The sequence below is a fragment of the Pseudomonas sp. PA-4-8C genome (genome assembly GCF_021606625.1).
GTDB lineage: Bacteria > Pseudomonadota > Gammaproteobacteria > Pseudomonadales > Pseudomonadaceae > Aquipseudomonas > Aquipseudomonas lactis.
The window spans coordinates 71,233-95,563 of record NZ_WKCD01000003.1 but is presented as its reverse complement, the minus strand read 5'-3'; the positions used below and the strand labels follow the sequence as shown (position 1 = coordinate 95,563).

Annotated in this window: 20 protein-coding genes; 15 read left to right on the top strand and 5 right to left on the bottom strand. The window is 61.9% G+C overall.

Going from position 1 to position 24,331, the window contains the following annotated elements; all coding sequences use genetic code 11:
• Positions 1-592, top strand: a 592-nt coding sequence (gene lgt / locus GIW04_RS01560) for a prolipoprotein diacylglyceryl transferase (RefSeq protein ID WP_236478923.1), incomplete at its 5' end; no start/stop codon positions are given.
• 51 nt (positions 593-643) lie between these two features.
• The gene (locus GIW04_RS01555) at positions 644-1,477 is read left to right on the top strand and encodes a thymidylate synthase (RefSeq protein WP_003195187.1); all 834 of its coding nucleotides are present in this window, start codon (positions 644-646) and stop codon (positions 1,475-1,477) included.
• A gap of 130 nt (positions 1,478-1,607) precedes the next feature.
• Here GIW04_RS01555 and cadR read toward each other — a convergent pair whose 3' ends face one another.
• Positions 1,608-2,048 (bottom strand): Cd(II)/Pb(II)-responsive transcriptional regulator, encoded by a 441-nt coding sequence (gene cadR, locus GIW04_RS01550; protein WP_003195185.1) that lies wholly within the window; start codon positions 2,046-2,048, stop codon positions 1,608-1,610.
• 85 nt (positions 2,049-2,133) lie between these two features.
• Between cadR and GIW04_RS01545 the strand changes: the two genes are divergently transcribed.
• The 8 genes from GIW04_RS01545 to GIW04_RS01510 all read left to right on the top strand — a co-directional run bounded on the left by GIW04_RS01545 (position 2,134) and on the right by GIW04_RS01510 (position 11,838).
• Positions 2,134-4,458 carry a heavy metal translocating P-type ATPase gene (locus GIW04_RS01545; RefSeq protein ID WP_120247488.1) on the top strand — a complete coding sequence of 775 codons (2,325 nt, stop codon included), beginning with the start codon at positions 2,134-2,136 and terminating at the stop codon, positions 4,456-4,458.
• 16 nt (positions 4,459-4,474) lie between these two features.
• Positions 4,475-5,338 (top strand): LysR family transcriptional regulator, encoded by an 864-nt coding sequence (locus tag GIW04_RS01540; RefSeq protein WP_003195181.1) that lies wholly within the window; start codon positions 4,475-4,477, stop codon positions 5,336-5,338.
• 212 nt (positions 5,339-5,550) lie between these two features.
• Entirely contained in the window at positions 5,551-6,615 is a 1,065-nt protein-coding gene (locus GIW04_RS01535; RefSeq protein WP_003195180.1) for a putative 2-aminoethylphosphonate ABC transporter ATP-binding protein, read from the top strand.
• 1 nt (position 6,616) lies between these two features.
• Positions 6,617-8,329 carry a putative 2-aminoethylphosphonate ABC transporter permease subunit gene (locus tag GIW04_RS01530; RefSeq protein ID WP_034134001.1) on the top strand — a complete coding sequence of 571 codons (1,713 nt, stop codon included), beginning with the start codon at positions 6,617-6,619 and terminating at the stop codon, positions 8,327-8,329.
• Between the two features lie 23 nt (positions 8,330-8,352).
• A complete protein-coding gene (locus GIW04_RS01525; RefSeq protein WP_003195177.1) occupies positions 8,353-9,366 on the top strand; it encodes a putative 2-aminoethylphosphonate ABC transporter substrate-binding protein in 1,014 nt (337 codons plus the stop codon).
• 123 nt (positions 9,367-9,489) lie between these two features.
• Positions 9,490-10,620, top strand: coding sequence for a TIGR03364 family FAD-dependent oxidoreductase (locus GIW04_RS01520; RefSeq protein WP_120247489.1), 1,131 nt, complete (start codon positions 9,490-9,492; stop codon positions 10,618-10,620).
• Positions 10,617-11,171 (top strand): phosphonate degradation HD-domain oxygenase, encoded by a 555-nt coding sequence (locus tag GIW04_RS01515; protein ID WP_003195174.1) that lies wholly within the window; start codon positions 10,617-10,619, stop codon positions 11,169-11,171. Before GIW04_RS01520 ends, GIW04_RS01515 begins: the two co-directional genes overlap by 4 nt.
• A gap of 91 nt (positions 11,172-11,262) precedes the next feature.
• Positions 11,263-11,838, top strand: a complete 576-nt coding sequence (locus tag GIW04_RS01510) for a hypothetical protein (RefSeq protein WP_120247490.1) — start codon at positions 11,263-11,265, stop codon at positions 11,836-11,838.
• Between the two features lie 45 nt (positions 11,839-11,883).
• On the opposite strand, the gene GIW04_RS01505 is transcribed toward GIW04_RS01510, so the two are convergent.
• Positions 11,884-13,263, bottom strand: coding sequence for a DUF3482 domain-containing protein (locus GIW04_RS01505; RefSeq protein WP_047712010.1), 1,380 nt, complete (start codon positions 13,261-13,263; stop codon positions 11,884-11,886).
• Positions 13,256-14,635 carry a DUF2868 domain-containing protein gene (locus GIW04_RS01500; protein WP_120247491.1) on the bottom strand — a complete coding sequence of 460 codons (1,380 nt, stop codon included), beginning with the start codon at positions 14,633-14,635 and terminating at the stop codon, positions 13,256-13,258. The genes GIW04_RS01505 and GIW04_RS01500 overlap by 8 nt, the downstream gene beginning before the upstream one ends.
• Positions 14,636-14,704: 69 nt before the next feature.
• On the opposite strand from GIW04_RS01500, the gene GIW04_RS01495 reads away from it, so the two are divergent.
• Complete coding sequence (locus GIW04_RS01495; protein WP_003195166.1) at positions 14,705-15,217, top strand: dihydrofolate reductase; 513 nt, start codon at positions 14,705-14,707, stop codon at positions 15,215-15,217.
• An 85-nt stretch (positions 15,218-15,302) separates the two neighbouring features.
• Here GIW04_RS01495 and GIW04_RS01490 read toward each other — a convergent pair whose 3' ends face one another.
• Entirely contained in the window at positions 15,303-16,694 is a 1,392-nt protein-coding gene (locus GIW04_RS01490) for an L-cystine transporter (protein ID WP_003195164.1), read from the bottom strand.
• A 242-nt stretch (positions 16,695-16,936) separates the two neighbouring features.
• Between GIW04_RS01490 and GIW04_RS01485 the strand changes: the two genes are divergently transcribed.
• From GIW04_RS01485 to GIW04_RS01470, 4 genes are all read left to right on the top strand, one after another.
• A complete protein-coding gene (locus tag GIW04_RS01485; protein ID WP_094773932.1) occupies positions 16,937-17,998 on the top strand; it encodes a phosphorylcholine phosphatase in 1,062 nt (353 codons plus the stop codon).
• 213 nt (positions 17,999-18,211) lie between these two features.
• A complete protein-coding gene (locus GIW04_RS01480) occupies positions 18,212-18,745 on the top strand; it encodes an RNA polymerase sigma factor (RefSeq protein ID WP_057702093.1) in 534 nt (177 codons plus the stop codon).
• Positions 18,742-19,689 (top strand): FecR family protein, encoded by a 948-nt coding sequence (locus GIW04_RS01475; protein ID WP_120247492.1) that lies wholly within the window; start codon positions 18,742-18,744, stop codon positions 19,687-19,689. The genes GIW04_RS01480 and GIW04_RS01475 overlap by 4 nt, the downstream gene beginning before the upstream one ends.
• Before the next feature lie 130 nt (positions 19,690-19,819).
• Complete coding sequence (locus GIW04_RS01470; RefSeq protein WP_120247493.1) at positions 19,820-22,261, top strand: TonB-dependent siderophore receptor; 2,442 nt, start codon at positions 19,820-19,822, stop codon at positions 22,259-22,261.
• A gap of 186 nt (positions 22,262-22,447) precedes the next feature.
• On the opposite strand, the gene ilvD is transcribed toward GIW04_RS01470, so the two are convergent.
• The gene (gene ilvD, locus GIW04_RS01465) at positions 22,448-24,289 is read right to left on the bottom strand and encodes a dihydroxy-acid dehydratase (protein WP_236478922.1); all 1,842 of its coding nucleotides are present in this window, start codon (positions 24,287-24,289) and stop codon (positions 22,448-22,450) included.
• Positions 24,290-24,331: the final 42 nt, after the last annotated feature.

The following is a 24,331-nucleotide window of genomic DNA, read 5'->3' as shown; positions in this document are numbered from 1 at the left end:
GTTCTACGATCTGTCTGCGTATCTCGCCAACCCGACCCTGATCTTCGAAGTGTGGAAGGGCGGCATGGCGTTCCACGGCGGGTTTATCGGCGTGATGATCGCCGCCTGGTGGTTTGGCCGGCGCAATGGCAAGTCGTTCTTCCAACTGATGGACTTCGTTGCCCCCTTCGTGCCGATCGGCCTGGGCGCCGGGCGCATTGGTAACTTTATCAACGCCGAGCTGTGGGGCAAGCCGACCGACGTGCCGTGGGCGATGGTGTTCCCGGCGTTCAGCGACCCGGCGCAACTGCCACGCCACCCGTCGCAGCTGTACCAGTTCGCGTTGGAAGGTGTGGCGCTGTTCCTTATTCTGTATATCTTCTCGCGCAAGCCACGCCCAACCATGGCCGTGTCGGGCATGTTCGCGCTGTTCTACGGGATTTTCCGCTTTATCGTCGAATTCGTACGGGTACCGGATGCGCAGTTGGGCTACCTGGCGTGGGGCTGGCTGACCATGGGTCAGGTGCTTAGCCTGCCGATGATCCTGGCGGGCCTGGGCATGCTGTGGTGGGCGTACAATCGCCCGCAGCCGCTGAAGAACGCCGCGCTTTAAATTCGAATGCCGAGACCAGGAGGTCTTGGCTTCAACGATACGGGTAAAAACATGAAGCAATATCTCGAACTGCTGCAGGACGTCGTGACCAATGGCCTGACCAAGGGCGACCGCACGGGCACCGGCACCAAGGCTGTGTTTGCGCGTCAGTATCGGCATAACCTGGCCGACGGCTTCCCGCTGCTGACCACCAAGAAGCTGCACTTCAAAAGCATCGCCAACGAACTGATCTGGATGTTGAGCGGCAACACCAACATCAAGTGGCTCAACGAAAATGGCGTGAAGATCTGGGACGAATGGGCCACCGAAGACGGCGACCTGGGCCCGGTGTACGGCGAGCAGTGGACCGCCTGGCCGACCAAGGACGGCGGCACGATCAACCAGATCGACTACATGGTGCACACGCTCAAGACCAACCCCAACAGCCGTCGCATCCTGTTCCACGGCTGGAACGTCGAATACCTGCCGGACGAAACCCAGAGCCCGCAGGAGAACGCGCGTAACGGCAAGCAAGCCCTGCCGCCATGCCATTTGCTGTACCAGGCGTTCGTGCATGACGGCCATCTGTCGATGCAGCTGTATATCCGCAGCTCCGACGTGTTCCTGGGCCTGCCGTACAACACTGCCGCGCTGGCGTTGTTGACCCACATGCTGGCCCAGCAGTGCGACCTGATCCCTCACGAGATCATCGTCACCACGGGCGACACCCACGCCTACAGCAACCACATGGAGCAGATCCAGACCCAGTTGGCGCGTACGCCGAAAAAACTGCCGGAACTGGTGATCAAGCGTAAGCCTGAGTCGATCTACGACTATAAGTTCGAAGACTTCGAAATCGTGGGCTACGACGCCGACCCGAGCATCAAGGCTGACGTGGCTATCTAAAGCCGTATTCGGTGAAAAACTGTGGGAGCTGGCTTGCCTGCGATGGCAGAGTGTCAGGCGACATCAATGTTGCTGGTCCACCGCTATCGCAGGCAAGCCAGCTCCCACATGGGTTCGGTGTTCACTTGGGTTAGTGGCCGTGGCTTCTGCCCACATGCGAAGGCTCGGCCTCGCTGGCCGCAATCCCTCCGCTGACCTCCAACTGCTGCAAGATCCCGCACTGGTTCCCACCGCCGCAACGTTGGCGCAGGTCCAGCAGTTGTTCCTGCAAGGCCAACAATCCGTCGATCCGCGCTTTCACATGATGGATATGCTCGTCGATCAACGCATTCACGCTTTCGCACTGGTCCTGGGGGCTGTCGCGTAGCCCCAGCAGGCTGCGGATTTCTTCGAGGGTCATGTCCAGGCTGCGGCAGTTGCGGATAAAGGTCAGCCGCTCGGTGTGTGCCTGGGTGTACACGCGGTAGTTGCCATCGGTGCGGGCCGGGGGCGGCAGCAGGTTTTCCTTCTCGTAATAACGGATGGTTTCCACCGGGCAATCGGTGAGTTTGGCCAGTTCGCCGATCTTCATCGCAGCAATCTCCAAATGGGTGCTTGACCCTATAGTGGCTACAGGGTCTTTACTTGGCAACAGGCACCTTTACGGACGCGACCTGATGAGCCACTCCATTCATACCCCGCACAAGCACGACCACAAGCATGATCACGATCATGACCACCCGCATGACCACCCGCATGACCACGATCACGATCACGGCCATGATCATAAACATGACCATGGGCCCGCCAAACTCACGCCTGTGGATAACCATGGCCATTCCGGCTCCTGCTGCTCCGGCGCTGCCGGGCCTGCCATCGTGACCCTGAGTGAGGCGCCCACCGCCGGCTCACGCCTGAGCACCTTCCGCATCGAAGCCATGGACTGCCCTACCGAGCAGACGCTGATCCAGAACAAGCTGGGCAAGCTCGCTGGCGTGCAGCAACTGGAATTCAACCTGATCAACCGCATCCTCGGCGTCACCCATGACCTGCCGAACACGGCGCCGATCATCGAGGCAATCAAGTCCATCGGCATGCAGGCCGACCCTATCGAAGAAGGCAGCCCCGCCGCCGCGCCGCCCGCCAAGAAACATTGGTGGCCGTTGGCGGTGTCGGGCGTGGGTGCCCTGGGGGCCGAGGTGTTGCACTTCACCGGCGTGGCGCCCACCTGGGTAATCGCGCTGGTGGCGTTGGTGTCGATCCTCAGCGGCGGCCTTACCACCTACAAGAAGGGCTGGATTGCCCTGAAGAACTTCAACCTCAATATCAATGCCTTGATGAGCATCGCGGTGACGGGCGCGATCCTGATTGGCCAGTGGCCGGAAGCGGCGATGGTGATGTTCCTGTTCACCGTGGCCGAGTTGATTGAGGCCAAGTCCCTGGACCGGGCGCGCAACGCCATCAGCGGCCTGATGCAGATGACCCCGGAACAGGCCACGGTGCGCCAGGCCGACGGTTCCTGGCTGGAAAAAGAGGTCAAAAGCATCGATCTTGGCGCGATTGTCCGAGTAAGACCCGGTGAGCGCATCGGCCTCGACGGTGAGGTCACGGCCGGCCAGTCCACCATCGACCAGGCGCCGATCACCGGGGAAAGCCTGCCGATTGAGAAAACCGTGGGTGATAAAGTCTTTGCCGGCACCATCAACCAGGCCGGCTCCCTGGAGTACAAGGTCACCGCAGCGGCGAACAACTCCACGCTGGCGCGGATCATCCACGCGGTGGAACAGGCTCAAGGCGCACGCGCACCGACCCAGCGCTTTGTCGACAGTTTCTCCAAGGTCTACACCCCGGCCGTCTTCCTGTTTGCCCTCGGTGTGGCGGTGATTCCGCCGCTGTTCATGGCGGGTGTGTGGTTTGACTGGATCTACCGCGCCCTCGTGCTGCTGGTGGTGGCCTGCCCGTGTGCCTTGGTGATCTCCACCCCGGTGACCATTGTCAGCGGCCTGGCAGCTGCGGCGCGCAAAGGCATCCTGATCAAAGGCGGCGTGTACCTGGAGGGCGGCTACAAGCTTGACTACCTGGCCCTCGACAAGACCGGCACCATCACCCATGGCAAACCGGTGCAAACCGATTACCTGCCGCTGTTCCCGAATATCGAAGACAGCGCGCCGGCCCTGGCCGCGAGTTTGGCATCGCGTTCTGACCACCCGGTGTCCCTGGCGATTGCCAACGCGGCTGTGGATAAAAACCTGTCGACTCACGCTGTGGATAACTTCGAAGCCTTGGCCGGGCGTGGTGTGCGGGGTGATATCAACGGCCAGACCTATCACCTGGGTAACCACCGCCTGGTGGAAGACCTCGGCCTGTGTTCCGAGGCCCTGGAAGAGAAACTCTTCGCCCTGGAAAAGCAAGGCAAGTCCGTGGTGTTGCTGCTGGACAAGTCCGGCCCGCTGGCGCTGTTTGCCGTGGCCGACACGGTCAAGGAGAGCAGCCGCGAAGCCATCCAGCAATTACACGACCTGGGCATCAAGACCCTGATGCTCACCGGCGACAACACCCACACCGCCCAGGCCATTGCGGCCCAGGTCGGCATCGACCAGGCCCAGGGCGACCTGTTGCCCACCGACAAACTGCAAGCCATCGAAACCCTCTACGGCCAGGGCCATCGGGTGGGCATGGTCGGTGACGGTATCAACGACGCCCCGGCCCTGGCCCGTGCCGAGATCGGCTTTGCCATGGCCGCGGCGGGCACCGACACGGCGATCGAGACCGCCGACGTGGCGCTGATGGACGATGATTTGCGCAAGATTCCGGCTTTCATTCGGTTGTCGCGGCAAACGTCGAGTATCCTCAAGCAGAACATCGCCCTGGCGCTGGTGATCAAGGCGATCTTACTGGCCGTCACGTTCATGGGCATGGCGACCATGTGGATGGCGGTCTTCGCCGACATGGGCGTGAGCCTGCTGGTGGTGTTCAATGGCCTGCGCCTGGTGCGCAAATAGCGGATGAGAGGGTGGTGTGCTGAGTGCTGAGTTAAAGGCGTTTTTCATGGTCGCCCGCCTGGGCAGCATTACCCTGGCGGCGAAGAAACTCGGCTTGAGCCAGCCCACGGTGACCACCCAGATTCGCAACCTGGAAAGCCACTACGGCGTCGAGTTGTTCTACCGTGGCGGCCGCCGCCTCACCGTCAGCGACGAAGGCGCGCGGCTATTGCCGATGGTCAAGGCGCTGTTGCAGCAGGAAGCGGATATCGAGTTTTTCCTGCGCAACAACGGCCAGGTCCAGGGCGCGCTGAGGATTGCCGCAACGGCGCCGTATTACATCCTCGATCTGGTCAAAGCCTTTCGCGAGCGCCTGCCCCAGGTGGAAGTGTCGGTGGAAATTGGCAACTCCCAGCAGGTGCTTGAAGCGCTGGACGATTACCGCGTCGATGTCGCGGCCTCATCGCAATTGCTGGAAGACGCCCGGCTGATCCGCCGCGTGCTGGGCACCGACCCGCTGGTGCTGGCGGTGCACCGCAATCACCCGTTGGCCAAGCTTGATCATGTACCGTTGAGCGCGCTTATCGGGCACACCTTGCTGATGCGTGAAGCGGGCTCCACCACCCGCCGGCTGACGGAAGAGATGTTGAAGAACGCCGGCGTGGGGTACGGGCCGTTGCTGGAGATTGGCAGCCGTGAGTCGATTCGCGAGGCGGTACTGCGCAATATCGGCATCAGCATCATTGCCCGCCAGGAAGTGCCCCATGACCCGCAGTTGCGGGTGCTGACCATCGAGAATGCGCCGCAGATTCCGGAGTACCTGTATTGCCTCAAGGAGCGCAAAGGTGCGCGCCTGCCGGCGGCTTTCCTTGGCCTGGCCCAGGAAATGTCACCCCTCTGATCGTTCCCACGCTCCGCGTGGGAACGCCGCCCAGGACGCTCCGCGTCCGTGACGCGGAGCGTCACTAGAGACATTCCCACGCAGAGCGTGGGAACGATCATGAGTCCTACACAAATCCACCAATACCACTATCACCTCCTTTTGCCTTTCTGCCACACCAGCTACGCATTGCCTCCCTAGCATGGCCTTCATCCGTTCGATGAGGTGCCACCATGCACACAGCCCTGACCCAACCCGGCGCACCGATGAAAGTGCGCGCAATCCAGAAACGCTTTGGCGCATTCACCGCGCTGGACAACGTCTCCCTGGACGTCGCCGCCGGCGAGCTGGTGTGCCTGCTGGGCCCTTCCGGTTGCGGCAAGACCACACTGCTGCGCTGCATCGCCGGCCTGGAGCGCCAGGACAGCGGTGAGCTTTACCTGGGCGAGCGCGACGTGTCCCTGCTGCCACCCCAGGCGCGGGACTACGGCATCCTGTTTCAGTCCTACGCGTTGTTTCCCAACCTCAGCGTTGAAGCGAACATCGGCTATGGCCTCACCGGCAGCGGCCGCGATGAAGTGCGCAAGCGTGTCGCGCAGATGCTCGAACTGGTCGGCCTGGTGGGCAGCGAAAAGAAGTACCCCGGCCAACTCTCTGGCGGCCAGCAACAGCGCGTCGCCCTGGCCCGCGCACTGGCGCCGGCGCCGTCGTTATTGCTGTTGGATGAGCCGATGTCGGCCCTCGATGCCCGGGTGCGCGAGCACCTGTGCACTGAACTGCGCCAACTGCAGCGGCGCCTGGGCATCACCACCTTGATGGTGACCCACAACCAGGACGAAGCCATGTTGATGGCCGACCGCATTGCCGTGATGAACAACGGCAAGGTCGAGCAGTACGCCACGCCCCAGGAAATCTACGACCGCCCGGCCACGCCGTTCGTGGCGGAGTTTGTCGGCCAGGGCAACTGGTTGCCGTTCAGCCGTAACAGCGCCAGCCATGCCCAGGTGGGAGGGTTGAACATGCGCCTGGCTGAGGACGCGGGTGTCGCCCAGTCCGGCCGCTTGTTCTGCCGCCCGGAAGCCATTTGCGTCAACCCGCCGGTGCATGAAGAAAACCTGTTCCCGGCCAAGGTTCGCGAGATTACCTTCCTCGGCAACCGCTGCCGCATGAGCTTTGAGCTGGAACAATTGCCGGGCCATCCGTTGCTGGCTGAACTGGCGCCGGAAGCCATGCCGCGCCTGGGCGCCCAGGACATCTGGGTGGCGTTGCCGCCGCGCAGCCTGCAGGTGTTTGCCTGAGATGGGGGCTGTGATGACATTGCCGGTACCGCGTCAGGTGTCCCGCGCCGAGTGGGGCGACCGCCTCTTTGTGGTCGGCGGCAAATGGCTCTGGCTGGGCCTGTTGGTGGTGGCGGTGCTGTTGCCGCTGTTGGCGATCTTCTGGCGCGGCTTCAGCGGCGAAGCCGGGCAGGGCGGTGGCCTGGTGGCCGCGCGCGAACTGCTGAGCAGCGCCAACTTCCACTGGTTGCTGGGCAATAGCCTGAAAGTGTCCCTCAGTGTGGCGGCCATCGTCGTGCCGCTGGCCTACTTGTTTGCCTATGCCCTGCAACGCACGCTGATCCCCGGCAAGTCCATCTGGCGCGGCCTGTCCTTGCTGCCATTGATGGCGCCGTCGATGCTGCCGGGCATTGCCCTGGTTTATCTGTTCGGCAACCAGGGCCTGCTGCGGGGTTTGTTCTCGGAGAATATCTACGGTTTCTGGGGCATTGTGCTCGGTGAGGTGATCTACACCTTTCCCCATGCCTTGATGATTTTGCTGTCGGCGTTGTCCCTGGCGGATGCGCGTTTGTTCGACGCCGCTTCTAGCATGGGCGCCAGCCCGGCCCGGGCGTTTCGCAGCATTACCTGGCCGGCCACGCGCCAGGCGGTGTTCGCCGCATTCTGCCTGGTGTTCACCCTGACCATTACCGACTTCGGGGTACCGGTGGTGGTGGGCGGCGATTACCAGGTGCTGGCGCTGGAGGCCTACAAGGCCGTGGTGGGCCAGCAACAGTTCGGTCGCGGCGCGTTGATCGGCATGGTGTTGCTGCTGCCGGCGCTGTTCAGCTTTGGCGTGGATGCCTGGTTGCGCCGTCGGCATGGCGACGCGATGAGCGGCCGCGCCCAGGTGTTCCAGCCAGCGCCATCGCGGCTGCGCGACGGGTGCTACCTGGCCATCGTGCTGCTGATTTGCGCGGCGTTGCTGCTGGTGTTCGGCATGGCGGTGTACTCCTCGCTGGTGAAATTCTGGCCGTACAACCTGTCGCTGTCGCTCAACCACTACCAATTCGAAGACACCGCCGGCGGCGGCTGGCTGGCCTATCGCAACAGCCTCACCATGGCGCTGTGCACGGCGTTGATCGGCAGCGTGCTGATTTTTACCGGTGCCTACCTGATGGAAAAGACCAAGGGCCAGAAACACCTGAACCTGGCGTTGCGCATGCTCAGCTTCGTACCGATGGCCGTGCCGGGCCTGGTCCTGGGGCTGGGCTACGTGTTCTTCTTCAACCTCAACGGCAACCCGCTGCATGTGTTGTACGGCAGCATGGCGTTGCTGGTGGTGTGCACCATTGCCCACTACCTGACCACCGCGCAGATGACCGCGACCACCGCCTTGCGCCAGTTGGACGCCGAGTTCGAAGCCGCCGCGCTGTCCCTCAAGGCGCCGTTGTATCGCCACTACCTGCGCGTCACGGTGCCGATCTGCCTGCCGGCGCTGCTGGACATCCTGCGCTACCTGTTTGTGTCGGCGATGACCACCGTGTCTGCCGCGATCTTCCTCTACAGCCCCGACACCATCCTCGCCGCCGTCGCCGTGCTGAACATGGACGACGCCGGCAATGTAGGCGGCGCGGCGGCCATGTCGACCCTGATCCTGTTCACCTCGGCCAGCGTCTCGCTGCTGCTGGCGTGGGCCTCACGTGGCGCGCTGCGCCGCTCCCAAGCCTGGCGCCAGCGCGCACCCGGCCAATAAAACATCCCTGAAGGAGGTGCTCCATGTTCAAGCCCCTGGCGCTGGTCGCTGCAGTCCTCACGGCATTCAGCCTGAATGCTTTCGCCAAGACCGAGTTGACGGTGTACACGGCCCTTGAAGCCGAGCAATTGAAGACCTACAAAAAAGCTTTCGAACAGGCCAACCCCGACGTCGAGATCAAGTGGGTGCGCGACTCCACCGGCATCATCACCGCCAAACTGCTGGCCGAGAAAGACCGCCCCCAGGCTGACGTGGTGTGGGGCCTGGCCGCCTCCAGCCTGGCGATCCTCGATCAGCAAGGCATGCTGGAAAACTACGCGCCCAAGGACTTGGACAAGATCGGCAAAAACTACCGCGACGCCGCCAATCCTCCGGCCTGGGTCGGCATGGACGTGTGGGCTGCCACCATCTGCTTCAACACTGTCGAAGCCGAGAAACAGGGCCTCACCAAACCAATAAGCTGGCAGGACCTGACCAAGCCCGAATATAAGGGCAAGATCGTGATGCCTAACCCGGCGTCTTCAGGCACCGGCTTCCTGGATGTCAGCGCCTGGCTCCAGACCTTCGGCGAGAAGCAAGGCTGGCAGTACATGGACGACCTGCATCAGAACATCGGCCAGTACGTTCACTCCGGCTCCAAGCCGTGCAAGCTGGCGGCCTCCGGTGAGTTCCCGATTGGCATTTCCTTCGAATACCCGGCGGTTCAACTCAAACGCCAGGGCGCGCCGCTGGACATCATCCTACCCAAAGAAGGCCTGGGCTGGGACATCGAAGCCACCGCCGTGATCAAAGGCACTGCCCACGCTGACGCAGCGAAAAAACTCGCTGACTTCTCCGCCAGCACCGCGGCGATGGATCTGTACAAGGACAACTTCGCCGTGCTCGCCCAACCGGGAATCGCCAAGCCACAGACCGAATTGCCGGCCGACTATGAGCAACGATTGATCAAGAACGACTTTGTCTGGGCTTCCAAAAACCGTGACAGCATCTTGGCCGAATGGCGTAAGCGTTATGACGGCAAGTCGGAAAAACAGTAACCGATCGTTCCCACGCTCCGCGTGGTAACGCCGCTCTGGACGCTCCGCGTCCGCTTTTAAAGGTCGTGACGCGGAGCGTCACCGGATGAATTCCCACGCGGAGCGCGGGAACCAGAGGACAGTATGAGTAGTGATCTGTTAGTCGTCGGCGCCGGCATCCTCGGCCTCTCCCACGCCTATGCCGCCGCCAGGCGCGGCCTCAAGGTCAAGGTGTTCGAGCGCAGCGCCACGCCATTGGGCGCCTCTGTACGCAACTTCGGCCAGGCACTGGTCACCGGTCAACCACCAGGGCCAATGCTGGACCTGGCGCGGGAAAGCCGCGAAATCTGGGGCCAGTGGGCGCAGGCGGCGGGCCTGGCGCTCAAGCGCAATGGCTCCTACCTGTTCGCCCGCACCGAAGCCGAAGAGCATCTGCTCGAAGCCTTCTGCGCCGAGCGAGCGCGGGAGCACGGCTACAACGTCGAGCTGCTGCAAGGCGCTGCCATGAACGACCTGTACGCTGGCCAGTTCCGTCATCACCGCGCCGCACTGCATGGCAAGGACGATCAGCAACTGTATTCCCGCGAGGCCATCCCGGCGCTGATCCATTACCTGAGCCAGGCGCTGAACGTGGAGTTTCACTTCTCCACCCTGGTGCGCGAGGTTGAACCGGGCCAGTTGCACAGCACGGCAGGCCGCTTTCGCGGCGAGCAGATCATCGTTTGCTCCGGCCACGATTATCAGACCCTGCTGGCCGACGCTATCGCCGGGCTCAACCCGCAAACCTGTCGCCTGCAAATGCTGCGCGCCCGGCCAGCGCTCAACCTGAACCTGCAACATGCCTTGCTCACCGGCTTAAGCTGCGTGCACTACGGCGCCTTTGCCGACCTGCCGGAAGCGGCCGCGGTGCAGGCGCAGATCCTGCGGGAAACGCCGTACCTGCACGAGCACGGCATTCACCTGTTGATCAGCCCTACGCCCCATGGTGAGTTGATCATCGGTGACTCCCACCATTACGACAGCGATCCGTCGCCCTTCAACGCCGAGCAGGTGGATGACTGGCTGATCGAACTGGCGCAGCAGACCCTGGGTTGCAAGGTCCAGGTGGTCGAGCGTTGGCAGGGTGTCTACGGTTCGCGCGGGCCTGGGCCGTTTTCGTTTGTGCAGGCGGCACCCGGCGTCAGCGCTGCCTTGATGCACACCGGCGTAGGGATGAGCGTGGGGCCGGCGATGGCCGAGCGTAATATCAGCACACTGTGGGGCACGACGCGATGAGCCCGGAACAGGCGATTGCCCAGGTGTTTGGCTTGTACGAGCAGCACGGCACGGCTGACTACATCGGCGAGCCGGTGTCGCAAATCGAGCACATGTCCCAGGCCGCCCAATTGGCCATGGCCGAAGGGTTTGACGACGAGGTGGTGCTGGCGGCGTTCTTCCACGACATCGGCCACCTCTGCGGCCAGGGCTGCGCGAACATGGGCGGTTATGGTGTGGTCAGCCACGAGCGGCTGGGCGCCGATTACCTGCGCCGCGCAGGCTTCAGCGAACGCTTGGCCAAATTGGTGGAATACCACGTGCAGGCCAAGCGTTACCTGACCTTCAGCCAACCGGACTATTTCGCCCGCTTGAGCCAAGCCAGCCGTCGCACCCTGGGTTATCAGGGCGGCGTGATGAGCGCCGAAGAGGCCAGGGCTTTTGAACAGGACTCGCTATATGCCGTGAGTTTGCGTATGCGCCACTGGGACGAGCAGGCCAAGCAAACGCAGGTGCCGGTGTTGGATCTGCAACTGCTCAAAGCCATGGCCGCCCGACTACTGGCCGCGTAGACGGGCCTTACACACATCGCAGATACGCCGCCTGGAGCCTCGATAGCCCCCGCACTAAGGTGCTTGCTTCTTAGCCAAGGGAGCAACGCAGATGCGCTATTTGAAGGTAGTTGCACAGGATCAAACGGGAGATGGCCGGGCGAATACGGTGCGTCTTCAGTTCTACCAAGGTACGCCCTGCAATCAGGACGAGTTGCTCAATGAGGCCGTAGCCTATGACTTCACCTCAGACGCAAAGGTCGATTACAGCAGGGGAGACGTTACCAATGACGGTCAGGAAAGCAGTCTTGATCAAGCGTTGCTGGATCAATTTGCCAATGCCTATTTGAAGATCAACTGGGTGAATCGCGGCGCCAGTAGCCGGCTTTACATGAAGATCTTTTCCGAAGACTTCTATAAAGACGGCACCCCCGACACCGTGCGCCTGCACTTACACAAAGGCCCAGGGCTGCTGAGTTCGGACGCTCAGGTGTCTTGGAGCGCCGCCTATGATTTTGATAACAACGGTGAACTTGAGTGGAACATTCACGCCGACATCAACTGCGATGGCGTCATTGATGAAGTTGATAAGCACTTGGTCCAGCAATTGGCTGAGCTTTATTTGAAGTTCAATTGGCACACACCTGAGCCCTTCGATGCCAAGGTTGTGGATATTCAGGCACATTGATCAGTAAGCAAAAGACCACACCGTTTGACGCTGCTTACTGAGCATTCAAGGCATGAGCCCCGGTTCATTCAGTTGCACCGACAATGCCTCGACCTGCTCCTGACGCTCGGCCTGGCTCAGTTTGGCGTGGGGGTTGAGGGACGACCATTGCGGATAGGCGCGGGCCTTGTGCAAGGCGTCCGGCAGCTTGCCTTCGCGCCAGGTTTTGTCCTGGGGCGTATCGACCTTGATGCTGTGCATCGCCGCATGCCCGCGCAGGTTCAGGGCCTTGAGCAGTTGGCGTTGGCGCAGGGCGAGCAGGCGCAGCACGCTGTCATCGACGGTGAGTTCGCGTTGACCCTTGATCTTGCCCATCAGGCGGCTGCCATAGCTGCGTGCGGTTTGCAGCGCACCGCCGGCAATCGCGCCGGCCAGGGCAGCAGCGCCCAGTGTCAGGCCACCGACCAGCAGATCCACGCCCGCACCGGCGGCCGCACCGGCGGCGATCCCGCCACCCACGCGCACGCCCAGTTGCTTGAGAGTTTCGGGGTTGAACAGGTCGTCGCCCCAGCGCCCGTCCAGCAACGGTAAGTCGCTGGCGGCGGCATCCTGTGGGCGGAAGCCGAACAGTTTGAGCAGGGCTTCGACGCACTTTTGTTCGCGCTGGCGCACGGCCTTGCGTAAATCACTGATGGCCTGGGGCTCATCCTCGGTGGTGACGCTGCGGCGGCAGGCGGCGCAGTCGATCAGCAACTCGGCGATCAGCCGTGCCGCGCTTTGCTGGCGAGCCTGGCGCTGGGCTTCTTGATCGAGGATCAGGCGTTCCAGCTGGGGGCGGGCGTTTTCCAGCAGCAGGGCCAGGCTTTCATACAGCCGACGTTCGCCGTCTTCGGGCGGTGCCACGCTGTCGAAACGCACCAGCGCATGCAGGCCGAGGCGGGCCAAGGCTTCGCGCCAGTCTGGTTCGCGGTGGTCGCTGCTGCTGACAAAGTTGAGCACTGGCAACAACGGCTTGCCGCAACTGGCCAGCACTTGCAGCTCGTCGCGGTACTTGGCCAGCACCGGCTCGCGGGCATCGATCACGTACAGGCCAGCATCCGAGGCCAGCAATTGGCGCAGCACCTTGGCTTCCTGTTCGAAACGCTGGCGTGCCTCGCTGCCTTCCAGGAAACGCGCCAGCCGCGCAGGGCCATCCAGGCGTTCACCGGGGCGGTCGAGGCGTTCCAGGTAATCGAGCAGGGCGATGGCGTCTTCCAGGCCGGGCGTGTCGTACAGCTCCAGCAAGGCTTCGCCATCTACCGATAGGCGCGCACCTTCCACGTGCCGCGTGGTACTGGGGCGATGGGACACTTCGCCAAAGCCGACATCGCGGGTGAGGGTGCGCAGCAGTGAGGTCTTGCCCACGTTGGTGTGGCCGACCACGGCGAGTTTCAGCGGTTTAGTCATGACCGGTCTCCAGCCAGCTTAACGGCGCGCAATCGGCAAACGACAGCTCAAGCTGTTGCAGCGCGGCATGCCAGTCGCCCAGGCGCTCGGCGTCCAGCGCCTGGCCCGGTGGTGCCTGCAGCAGCCATACGCGGGTGTCGCTGGCGCTGCGTGCCAGCTCGGCGATCAGCGCCAGGCTGCCACGGTCGGGCGAGCGGCGCGGGTCACAGGCGATGGCCAGGCGCGCGGGTGGGAAACGGCTGAGTTGCTCCAGCAGTTTGTTGCGTGATTCGCGGCTGTCGAGGATGCCGGCGTTCTTGACGTTGGCAGGCAGTTTGGGGGGCCACGGGTGTTGGTCGTCGAGTTCGATGGCGACTAGCAAGGCGCCATCACTCTCCAGCTCACTTGCGCCGCCGCTGATCGGGTGCAGGTGATCGGGCGCCACATCGTTGACCCCCAGGCGCTCGCTGCTGGGCATCAGGCGTTCGCGCAGTTGGGCGTAGCCGGGCAGGTTGAGGTCCAGGCGCAACGCTGCGCGCCCGCGTTTCCATCGCCACAGGCACAGCAGGGCGAGGATCAACCGCGGCAACAGGCCGTAGACCAGCAACACGCCCACCAGCCAGGCGGCCCAGGCTTGGCGGGCGCTTTCGATATTCAGCGCGGAGTCGCCGCTGGCGCGGATCATCTCCACGGTGGGCACATTGAAACCCAGCAGAGCCGGGAGTGTGCCGAGGGCCTGGGTCACGGCGACAAAGGTATCGGCGCCGAGAATGGTGGTTTCCCACACAAACCCGTAGCGGCGGGTGGCGAGCAGGGTCAGCAGGATCACCAGGGCGCTGAGCAAGGCCAGCAACCACAAGCTGTTGACCAGCACACCCACCGCCCAGCGATTGAGTTTTTGCCGTTGCAGCAACAGCAACAGCGCCGGGGCCAGTTGCGCGGCCTTGGCGTCACGCGCCAGTTTCTCGCTGAGCCACAACCACAGCCGGCCAAGGCTGGCGCTGTGTTCACCGGCAAACAGCAGGCCCAGGGCCCAACTGATCAGCAAGATCAGGTTCAGGCCGAGCAGGCTACCCAAGGCCCAGAACACATTCACCGGGGCCAAGCCATTGCCCAGCGCCGCGAACGCCAAACCGGCGCCGCTGATGACGGCGACCACCGCCAGTAACACCAGCGCCAGGCGTGCGCCTTGCAGCCAGCGGCTGAGCGCGGCGGCCAAACCATCGCGCTCGGCCAGGTGCAGCGCACGCTGCTGGATGCGCGTGGCCAGGTCGCCCCCGGCGGTGCGGGCCAGGCGGTTGGCTTCCAGGTCTTCCAGGGGGCCGGCGTGTTCTTCGCGCAAGCGCACGGTTTCTGTCAGCCAAAGTCTGTGCAGCGGGTTCAGTGCAGTCACGCGCCGTCCTGTCGTGTTGATGAGGTTGGAGCATAACCGCTGGCTCGCCGCTCTGGTATTCTCGTCGCCATGAAAAAAACTCTCCCTTTAAGCCTGATCGCAGCCCTCGGTGAAAACCGTGTGATCGGCGTCGACAACAGCATGCCCTGGCATTTGCCGGGGGATTTCAAATATTTCAAGGCCACCACGCTCGGCAAGCCGATCATCATGGGGCGCAAGACCTGGGATTCCCTGGGCCGACCGCTGCCGGGGCGCTTGAACCTGGTGGTCAGCCGTCAGACCGATCTTGTGCTGGAAGGTGCGCAAGTTTTTCCTTCACTGGACGCGGCGGTAGAGCGGGCTGAGGAGTGGGCCAAGGCGCAAGGCGTGGACGAGCTGATGCTGATCGGCGGCGCGCAGTTGTATGCGCAGGGGCTGGAACAGGCCGATCGCTTGTACCTGACCCGCGTGGCGCTGAGCCCGGAAGGGGATGCGTGGTTTCCAGAGTTTGATAGGAACCAGTGGAAGCTGGTGTCGAATGTCGAGAATCCGGCTGAAGGTGATAAGCCGGCCTATAACTTCGAGGTGTGGGAAAAAGCCTAAAAGCATCGCAGGCAAGCCAGCTCCCACAGTTTGATGTGTGGATACATTCAAATGTGGGAGCTGGCTTGCCTGCGATGGCGGTCTATCAGACCTGCGCTAACTCGGCATGCTCATCGGCATTCAACAGCGCTTTATCCGTCTGCCCCATGATCTGGCTGGTAATCGCCCCGGCCGTCATCGAACCATTCACGTTCAACGCCGTACGGCCCATGTCGATCAGCGGCTCCACGGAAATCAACAGCGCCACCAGTGACACCGGCAAGCCCATGGCCGGCAGCACGATCAGCGCGGCAAAGGTCGCACCGCCGCCGACGCCGGCAACGCCCGCCGAACTCAAGGTCACAATCGCCACCAGGGTCGCGATCCACAGCGGGTCCAGCGGGTTGATGCCCACGGTCGGCGCGACCATCACCGCCAACATGGCAGGGTAAAGACCGGCGCAACCGTTCTGGCCGATGGTCGCGCCAAACGAGGCGGCGAAACCGGCGATGGATTGCGGAATGCCCAGGCGACGGGTCTGCGCTTCAATGCTCAGCGGAATACTCGCAGCGCTGGAGCGGCTGGTGAAGGCGAAGGTCAGCACCGGCCACACCTTGCGGAAGAAGCGCAGCGGGTTGATCCCGGCCAGGGACAGCAGCAGGCCGTGCACCACGAACATCAGGCCCAGGGCCAGGTACGACACCACGACGAAACTGCCGAGCTTGATGATGTCTTGCAGGTTGGAACCGGCGACCACCTTGGTCATCAGCGCCAGCACACCATAAGGGGTCAGCTTCATTACCAAGCGCACCAGGCGCATCACCCAGGCTTGCAGGGTGTCGATGGCGTTAAGGACTTTCTGGCCTTTTTCCACGTCGTCCTTGAGCAGTTGCAGCGCGGCAACCCCAAGGAACGCGGCGAAAATCACCACGCTGATGATCGACGTCGGCTTGGCCCGGGCCAGGTCGGCGAACGGGTTGGCCGGTACGAACGACAGCAGCAACTGCGGGATATTCAGGTCGGCGACCTTGCCTGCGTAATCACTCTGGATCACTTGCAGGCGCGCCATTTCCTGGGTGCCGGCCACCAGCCCTTCGGCGGTGAGGCCGAACAGGTTGGTCAGGCCGATGCCGATCAGCGCCGCGATGGCCGTGGTGAACAGCAGCGTGCCGATGGTCAGGAAGCTGATCTTGCCCAGGGACGAGGCGTTATGCAGGCGCGCCACGGCACTGAGGATCGAGGCGAACACCAGCGGGATCACGATCATTTGCAGCAGTTGCACATAGCCGTTGCCGACCAGGTCAAACCAGCCGATGGAGGCTTTGAGCACCGGGTTGCCGTCGCCATAGATCGTGTGCAACGCCGCGCCGAACAGCACGCCCAGCACCAGGGCGAACAGCACCTTCTTGGCCAGGCTCCAGTTGGTACGGCGGGTTTGTGCCAGGCCCAACAACAGGGCCACGAACACCAATAAATTGAGAATCAGGGGCAGATTCATTGAAGCTCCGTTGAGAAGGCAGCCAATCGCGTGAGCCTGCGATTGCGAACCGGGAAGCCTAACAGCTTGAAATATATTGATTTAATACCGATATGGAATGGTAACTGTCGTTTTTGGAATAAGGGTTTGACGCTCAGGCGTATGCCCTTGGCGTGATCACGACGTCCTGGGTCGTGCTCGGGCGATAACTGTCATACGGATTTGTTAGCGTCGATGTCTTTCACTTGAGGGAGACAACGCCTATGAAGCTCGCGCCGAAACTATTGGTATCCGCCGCCTTTTGCCTCGGGCTTGCCAGCCAGGCGTTTGCCGCCACCGAGTTGAAACACTGGCCGGCACCTGCCGCCAAACAGCTCAACGAAATGATCGCCGCCAACGCCAACAAGGGTAACTACGCGGTGTTCGACATGGACAACACCAGCTACCGTTACGACCTTGAAGAGTCGCTGCTGCCGTTCATGGAAAACAAGGGCCTGATCACCCGCGAAACCATGGACCCTTCGCTCAAGCTTATCCCCTTCAAAGACACCGCCGATCATAAGGAAAGTCTGTTCAGCTACTATTATCGTCTGTGCGAAGTCGACGACATGGTCTGCTACCCCTGGGTTGCGCAGATTTTTTCCGGCTTCACCCTCAAGGAACTCAAAGTGCAGGTCGACGAGCTGATGGCCTCCGGCAAGCCCGTGCCGGTCAGCTATTTCGAAGGCGACGTGGTGAAAAAATCCGAGGTACAGCCGCCGAAAGTCTTCACCGGCCAGGCCGAGCTGTACAACAAGCTGATGGAAAACGGCATCGAGGTCTATGTGATGACCGCCGCGTCCGAGGAGCTGGTGCGCATGGTCGCGGCTGATCCGAAGTACGGCTACAACGTCAAACCCGAGAACGTCATCGGCGTGACCACGATGCTCAAGGACCGCAAGACCGGCGAGCTGACCACCGCACGCAAACAGATCACTGCCGGCAAGTATGACGAGAAGAGCAACCTCGGCCTGGAACTGACCCCTTACCTGTGGACCCCGGCGACCTGGATGGCCGGCAAGCACGCGGCGATCCTCACCTATATCGACGAGTGGAAAAAACCGGTGATCGTCGGCGGTGATACACCCACCAGCGACGGTTACATGCTGTTCCACGATGTGGACGTTTCCAAGGGTGGCATCCACTTGTGGATCAACCGCAAAGACAAATACATGACCCAGCTCAACGGCATGATCGCCAAGCACGCGGCGGCTCAAGCCAAGGAAGGGTTGCCGGTGACGGCGGACAAGAACTGGGTGATCGTCAAGCCGGAAGATATCCAATAAGACCGAGTCACCTGCCTTCGCGAGCAAGCCCGCTCCCACATTCGACCGAGTTTCAACCTGAAATGCGGTCAACTGTGGGAGCGGGCTTGCCCGCGAAGGCGGTCTTAAGAACACCGCCGACTCAAAGGCAAAATAGATATCAATTGCGAACTAATCTCATTCTTTGCTAGCGTGCGCACTCCCTGAACCGTCCGTTCTTCTCAAGGTAGTGCTGTGTCCTCCTGGAATACGCAGATCGCGCGCCTGTTCGCGGAGCAGAAGAAAGCCCTCGAAGCCTTCGTCACGCGCCGCACCGGCAGCGCCCAGGTGGCTGCCGACCTGACCCAGGAATCCTTCCTGCGCCTGGCGCGCCTGGAGTCCGGCGAGAAGATCGATAACCTACCCGCGTTCCTCTTCACCATTGCCAGCAACCTGGTGCGCGACCACCAGCGCCAGGCTATCCGCCGCGAGCGCCTGGATGCCGGCGCACCGAGCGAAGAACTGCCCTGCAGCAACCCCGGAGCCGACGAACAACTGGCCGCCTATCAGCAGGAGAGACTGATGCAGGATGCGATCCTGGGCCTGCCCGAGGCGACTCGGCAGATCTTCCTGCTCTATCATGTCGACGAGCTTTCCTACCGCGAGATTGGCGAACGCCTGTCGATCAGCCCGCGCAGTGTGGAATACCAATTGCGTCGCGCCTTGATTGAATGCCGTGGGTACATCAAGACGCGCCTAGCCTGCGATGCACAAGGACGTCGGTCATGACTGCCCTGCCTACTGCTGATGTGTTGTTCGAAGAGGCGTCCGGCTGGTATTTCCGCCTGCACGCCGAGGACTTGACCCCGGCTGAAATGGACGCCTTTGCTGCGTGGCTCGGTCAGGGCCAGGCGCAGGATGATGCCTGGCAGGAAGTGCAGGCGATGCTCGGTGGCCTGCGTGAGCCGGCGCGCGTCATTCGCCGTGCCGAGCAGGCCACCTGGCGTACACCGCTGCGGCGCTGGGCGTATGCGGCTGCCGTGTTGCTGGCCGTGGGCCTGACCGTGCAAAACACTCCCTGGCTTGACCGCTTGCGCGCCGACTACGCCACCGCCACTGGCGAGTCGCGCAGCATCGAACTGGCCGATGGTTCCCACCTTCAACTCAACACCGACAGTGCGGTGCAAATCCGCATGAGTGCGGGTGAGCGGCAGATCCGTTTGCTGCGTGGTGAAGGTTTCTTCGATGTGACCAAGGACCCCGCGCGGCCCTTCGTGGTGCAGTCGGGCGACGGCTGGGTGAAAGTGGTCGGCACCCAGTTCAGTGTGACGCGACGTGATGACCAGACGCGTGTGCAGGTAGCGCAGGGCAAGGTTGAGGTCAGTGCAGGGAGCGGCACACCGGTCTATCTGGAACCGGGGCGGGCCGTGGAGTATCAGGGCCAGCACCTTGCCGACGTCCACGGTTTCGACCAGGCCAGCGGCTTTGCCTGGCGTCAGCGGCAACTGGTGTTCCGTCAGCAACCTTTGTCGGTGGTGGTCTCTGAGCTGAACCGCTACTGGCCCGGCAAGACGCTGGTGCTCGGTGATGCGTTGCGCAATCGGGTAGTGTCCGGCGTGTTCGAAATCGACAAACCCGATGCCGTGCTCAAGGCGCTGGAATACACCCTCAACCTGCGTGCCGAGCATTACACCCCGTATTTGCTGGTGTTGCGTGAAGGCAATGCGTCCTGACGGCAATTTCTCAAAATATTTTCAGGGTTTCCCCGTAAGCCATCGTCCTTGATCACTGAGGCGTAAATAGTAAGCACTCTCAAGTAGTGCGGCGCCGATCACAGACTTTTTGTACCGGGGAGCACCATTCATGGCACACCGATTCGCCACACGGCCCTTGCTGGCCTTGGCCATTTCCTTGGCCAGCTGTATCGCGCCGTCGTACCTGCAGGCCGCGGAGGCCAACCAGGCCCAGACCTACCGCTTCGATATTGCCGGGCAGGGCCTGGACGCTGCGCTGGCGGCGTTCTCGGCGGTGACGCGGGTTCAGGTGCTAGTGAATGGGGAGTTGACCCAGGGGGTGATATCGCCGGGTGTGAAGGGCAACCTGGGGCAGCGTGAAGCCTTGGCGCAACTGCTCGGCGGCACGGGGCTGAGCGCGGCGTTTATCAATGCCGATACCGTCACCCTGGAAAAACGTGTGGTAGCAGGCAATGCCCTGGAAGTGGGCGCCACCACCATCACGGCCGAACGCCTGGGCGTCACCACCGAAGGCACGGGCTCGTACACCACGGGGGCCGTGACCCTGGGCAAGGGCGAACAAAAACTCAAGGACATCCCGCAGTCGGTCAGCGTCATGACCCGCAAGCAGATGGATGATCAGAACACCACCAAGCTCTCTGAAGTGGTCAAGCGCACACCCGGCCTGACAGCGACCAAGTCTCCCGGCTCCGGAATGTTCATCTTCTCCCGCGGTTTCGAGGTTGGCACCCTGCAATACGACGGTGTGGGAATTCCACGTAACACTTACACCTTGGGCAGCTATCTCACCGAAAACATGGCCATTTACGACCGCGTCGAGACGCTGCGCGGCCCGGCCGCCTTGCTGCAAGGTGCCAATAGCCCCGGCGGCACCATGAACCTGGTGCGCAAGCGCGGGCAGCAAGCGCCGACGGCGACCATTACCGCCAAGGCTGGCTCATGGGACCACTACGGCACTCAGGTCGATGTCGGTGGCCCGCTGAACGCCGAAGGCACCTTGCGCGGCCGCTTCGTGGCGGATTACGACACCACCGACTCCTTCGTCGACTATGCGGGCGGCTGGAACCAGACGGTTTATGGCGCCGTCGACTACGATTTCACTCCCGACACCACCGTCGGCCTGGGCATCAGTAACCAGAAGGGCCATTCGCGCCCCAACTTCATGTCGTTGCCCCGTTATGCCGACGGCAGTGATATCGGTCTGCCGCGTTCGACATTTGTCGGCGCCAGTTGGAACCGCAGCGTCAACAATCAGACTCAGGTGTTTGCCGACATCGAGCACCGCTTCAACGATAACTGGAAAGTGAAAGCCGCACTGGTAGCCATGGATGAGCACAACGACGCAACCTACCAGGCGACGTGGGACACGGTACCCGTCGGCGGTGGCACTGTGCCCTATGTGGATTGGATCACCGACTTCAATACCAAGAGCCGCGGCGCGGATGTGTATGTAAACGGCAAGTTTGAGGGGCTGGGCTTCCAGCAGGAAGTGGTGCTGGGCGCCAACTATTCCAAGCTCACCACCGACGACCAGTGGGCACGGGCTTCAAATCCCGGCGCGGATATCTTCAACATCGACCACAACCGCCCACAGCGCGACAAATACCAATTGTTCCAGGAGGGTGCCGCCTCGAAGAGCTGGTATGACATTCGCCAGAAAGGCATCTATGGCACCTGGCGTGTGAAAGTCCTGGACCCGCTGACGTTGATCGTCGGTGCGCGTACCAGTTGGTATGACTATTCCTACGTTGGCCAAAGTGGTTTCAAAGGCACATATGGTGCCCCGCAAGACAATACCACCCAGTCCAATGGCAAGGTTACGCCCTACGCCGGCCTGGTCTATGCGCTCAACGAGCAGTGGTCGGCGTACGCCAGCTATGCCGATGCCTTTGAGCCGCAAACCAACCTGACCACCTCCGGCTCCCTGCTCAAGCCTATCGAGGGCAAAAACTACGAGTTGGGCATCAAGGGAGAGCTGGCTGACGGGCGCCTCAATACCTCGTTTGCGATCTTCCGTTACGATCAGGAAAACCGTAGCGTGCAGGACCTGCAAGGGCCAATGAACTGCAATGGTTGGTACTGCTCGGTCGCCTCTGGCAAGGTCCGCAGCCAAGGCTTTGAAGCCACACTCAGTGGTGAGGTGCTGCCAGGCCTGCAGCTGGCCTCCAGCTACACCTACAACACCACTGAATTTCTCAAGGACGACACCTACGAAGGCAAGATTTTCAGCACCTGGACCCCCAAGCACTTGCTCAAGGTCTGGGGTGATTACCAGTTGCCGGGCGATTGGCAGCATTGGAGCGTGGGTGCCGGTGTGTCCGCGCAAAGCAGCACCGAAGCCTATGACCGTACGTTCAGCGTGCCGGGCAATGCACTGTGGGATTCGCGGGTGGCCTACAAGATCAACCAGGAATTCACCGTGGCGGCAAACCTGAACAACATGTTCGACAAGAAGTATTACATCCCGGCCTACAACGCGAACTGGGGCAGCAACTACTACGGCGACCCACGCAATGTGATGTTCACCATGACCTACACCCCACAGTTCTAAGAGATTATCTATATCCAATGTGGGGGCTGGCTCGCCCGCGATGGCGGTGTGCCAAACAAGAACTCACCGGCAGGCCCATAGCTATCGCAGGCAAGCCAGCTCCCACAGTTGATCCTCGGTGTTGTGGAGGCTTTGGCCAGGCAAAAAAATGCCCCGCACCTGGCGGGGCATTTTTATGCGCGAGTCTTACAGGCCGTCGAGCATGGCTTTGTTGCGTACCGCACCTTTGTCGGCGCTGGTGGCCAGCAGGGCGTAGGCCTTCAACGCGGTGGTGACTTTGCGCGGACGCTTTTCTACCGGCTTCCAGCCTTTCTTGTCCTGCTCAACCCGGCGTGCCGCCAGTTCTTCATCGCTGATCAACAGGTTGATCGAGCGGTTTGGAATGTCGATCAGCACCTTGTCGCCATCCTGCACCAGGCCAATCGCGCCGCCGGCAGCGGCTTCCGGGGAAGCGTGTCCGATGGACAGGCCCGACGTGCCGCCGGAGAAACGGCCGTCGGTCAGCAGGGCGCAGGCTTTGCCCAGGCCTTTGGATTTCAGGTAGGACGTGGGGTAAAGCATCTCCTGCATACCCGGGCCGCCTTTGGGGCCTTCGTAGCGGATGATCACGATGTCGCCTTCCTTGACTTCGTCCGCGAGGATGCCGCGTACCGAGCTGTCCTGGCTTTCGTAGATCTGGGCGCGGCCTGCGAAAGCGGGGATGGATTCATCCACACCCGCCGTTTTGACCACACAGCCGTCGAGGGCGATGTTGCCGTACAGCACGGCCAGGCCGCCTTCTTGCGAGTAGGCGTGCTCGACACTGCGGATGCAGCCGTTTTCACGGTCGTCGTCCAGGGTGTCCCAACGGGTCGACTGGCTGAACGCGGTCTGGGTCGGAATACCGGCCGGGCCGGCCTTGAAGAAGGTGTGCACGGCTTCGTCGTCAGTCTGGGTGATGTCCCATTTGGCGATGCCTTCGGCGATGGATTTGCTGTGCACGGTCGGCAGATCGGTGTGCAGCAGGCCGCCACGGGCCAGGGAGCCGAGGATCGAGAAGATCCCGCCGGCGCGGTGCACATCTTCCATGTGGTACTTCTGGATATTCGGCGCGACCTTGCACAGTTGCGGCACGTGACGGGACAGGCGGTCGATGTCGCGCAGGTCGAAATCGATCTCGGCTTCCTGGGCGGCGGCCAGCAGGTGCAGGATGGTGTTGGTGGAACCGCCCATGGCGATGTCCAGGGTCATGGCGTTTTCGAACGCCTTGAAGTTGGCGATATTGCGCGGCAACACCGACTCATCGTTCTCGCCGTAGTAGCGCTTGCACAGCTCGACGATGGTGCGGCCGGCCTGCAGGAACAACTGCTCGCGGTCGCTGTGAGTGGCCAGTGTGGAACCGTTGCCCGGCAAGGCCAGGCCCAAGGCTTCGACCAGGCAGTTCATCGAGTTGGCGGTGAACATGCCGGAGCACGAACCGCAGGTCGGGCAGGCGCTTCGCTCGTATTCCGCAACCTTCTCGTCAGAAGCGCTGGAATCGGCGGCAATTACCATGGCGTCGACGAGGTCGAGGCCGTGGGAGGCGAGTTTGGTCTTGCCGGCTTCCATCGGGCCGCCGGAGACGAAGATCACCGGGATGTTCAGGCGCAAGGCAGCCATCAACATGCCGGGGGTGATCTTGTCGCAGTTGGAGATGCACACAATGGCGTCGGCGCAGTGAGCGTTGACCATGTATTCCACGGAGTCGGCGATGATCTCGCGGCTCGGCAGCGAATACAGCATGCCGTCATGGCCCATGGCGATGCCGTCGTCCACGGCAATGGTATTGAATTCTTTTGCCACGCCACCGGCGCGTTCGATCTCGCGGGCGACCAGTTGGCCCAGGTCCTTGAGGTGAACATGGCCCGGCACGAACTGGGTGAACGAGTTGGCAATTGCGATGATCGGCTTCTTGAAGTCGTCATCTTTCATCCCCGTGGCACGCCACAGCGCGCGCGCACCGGCCATGTTGCGGCCGTGGGTGGATGTTTTCGAGCGGTAATCAGGCATTGGAGCACTCCGGGCGGCTAATCAAGTACTAAAGGGGAGTGA

Coding starts and splice junctions, on each gene's coding strand:
- GIW04_RS01515 (WP_003195174.1), top strand. CDS start 10,617: ATGAGCCCGGAACAGGCGATTGCCCAGGTGTTTGGCTTGTACGAGCAG.
- cadR (WP_003195185.1), bottom strand. CDS start 2,048: ATGAAGATCGGCGAACTGGCCAAACTCACCGATTGCCCGGTGGAAACC.
- GIW04_RS01505 (WP_047712010.1), bottom strand. CDS start 13,263: ATGACTAAACCGCTGAAACTCGCCGTGGTCGGCCACACCAACGTGGGC.
- GIW04_RS01470 (WP_120247493.1), top strand. CDS start 19,820: ATGGCACACCGATTCGCCACACGGCCCTTGCTGGCCTTGGCCATTTCC.
- GIW04_RS01510 (WP_120247490.1), top strand. CDS start 11,263: ATGCGCTATTTGAAGGTAGTTGCACAGGATCAAACGGGAGATGGCCGG.
- GIW04_RS01520 (WP_120247489.1), top strand. CDS start 9,490: ATGAGTAGTGATCTGTTAGTCGTCGGCGCCGGCATCCTCGGCCTCTCC.
- GIW04_RS01535 (WP_003195180.1), top strand. CDS start 5,551: ATGCACACAGCCCTGACCCAACCCGGCGCACCGATGAAAGTGCGCGCA.
- GIW04_RS01530 (WP_034134001.1), top strand. CDS start 6,617: ATGGGGGCTGTGATGACATTGCCGGTACCGCGTCAGGTGTCCCGCGCC.
- GIW04_RS01495 (WP_003195166.1), top strand. CDS start 14,705: ATGAAAAAAACTCTCCCTTTAAGCCTGATCGCAGCCCTCGGTGAAAAC.
- GIW04_RS01485 (WP_094773932.1), top strand. CDS start 16,937: ATGAAGCTCGCGCCGAAACTATTGGTATCCGCCGCCTTTTGCCTCGGG.
- ilvD (WP_236478922.1), bottom strand. CDS start 24,289: ATGCCTGATTACCGCTCGAAAACATCCACCCACGGCCGCAACATGGCC.
- GIW04_RS01555 (WP_003195187.1), top strand. CDS start 644: ATGAAGCAATATCTCGAACTGCTGCAGGACGTCGTGACCAATGGCCTG.
- GIW04_RS01475 (WP_120247492.1), top strand. CDS start 18,742: ATGACTGCCCTGCCTACTGCTGATGTGTTGTTCGAAGAGGCGTCCGGC.
- GIW04_RS01525 (WP_003195177.1), top strand. CDS start 8,353: ATGTTCAAGCCCCTGGCGCTGGTCGCTGCAGTCCTCACGGCATTCAGC.
- GIW04_RS01545 (WP_120247488.1), top strand. CDS start 2,134: ATGAGCCACTCCATTCATACCCCGCACAAGCACGACCACAAGCATGAT.
- GIW04_RS01490 (WP_003195164.1), bottom strand. CDS start 16,694: ATGAATCTGCCCCTGATTCTCAATTTATTGGTGTTCGTGGCCCTGTTG.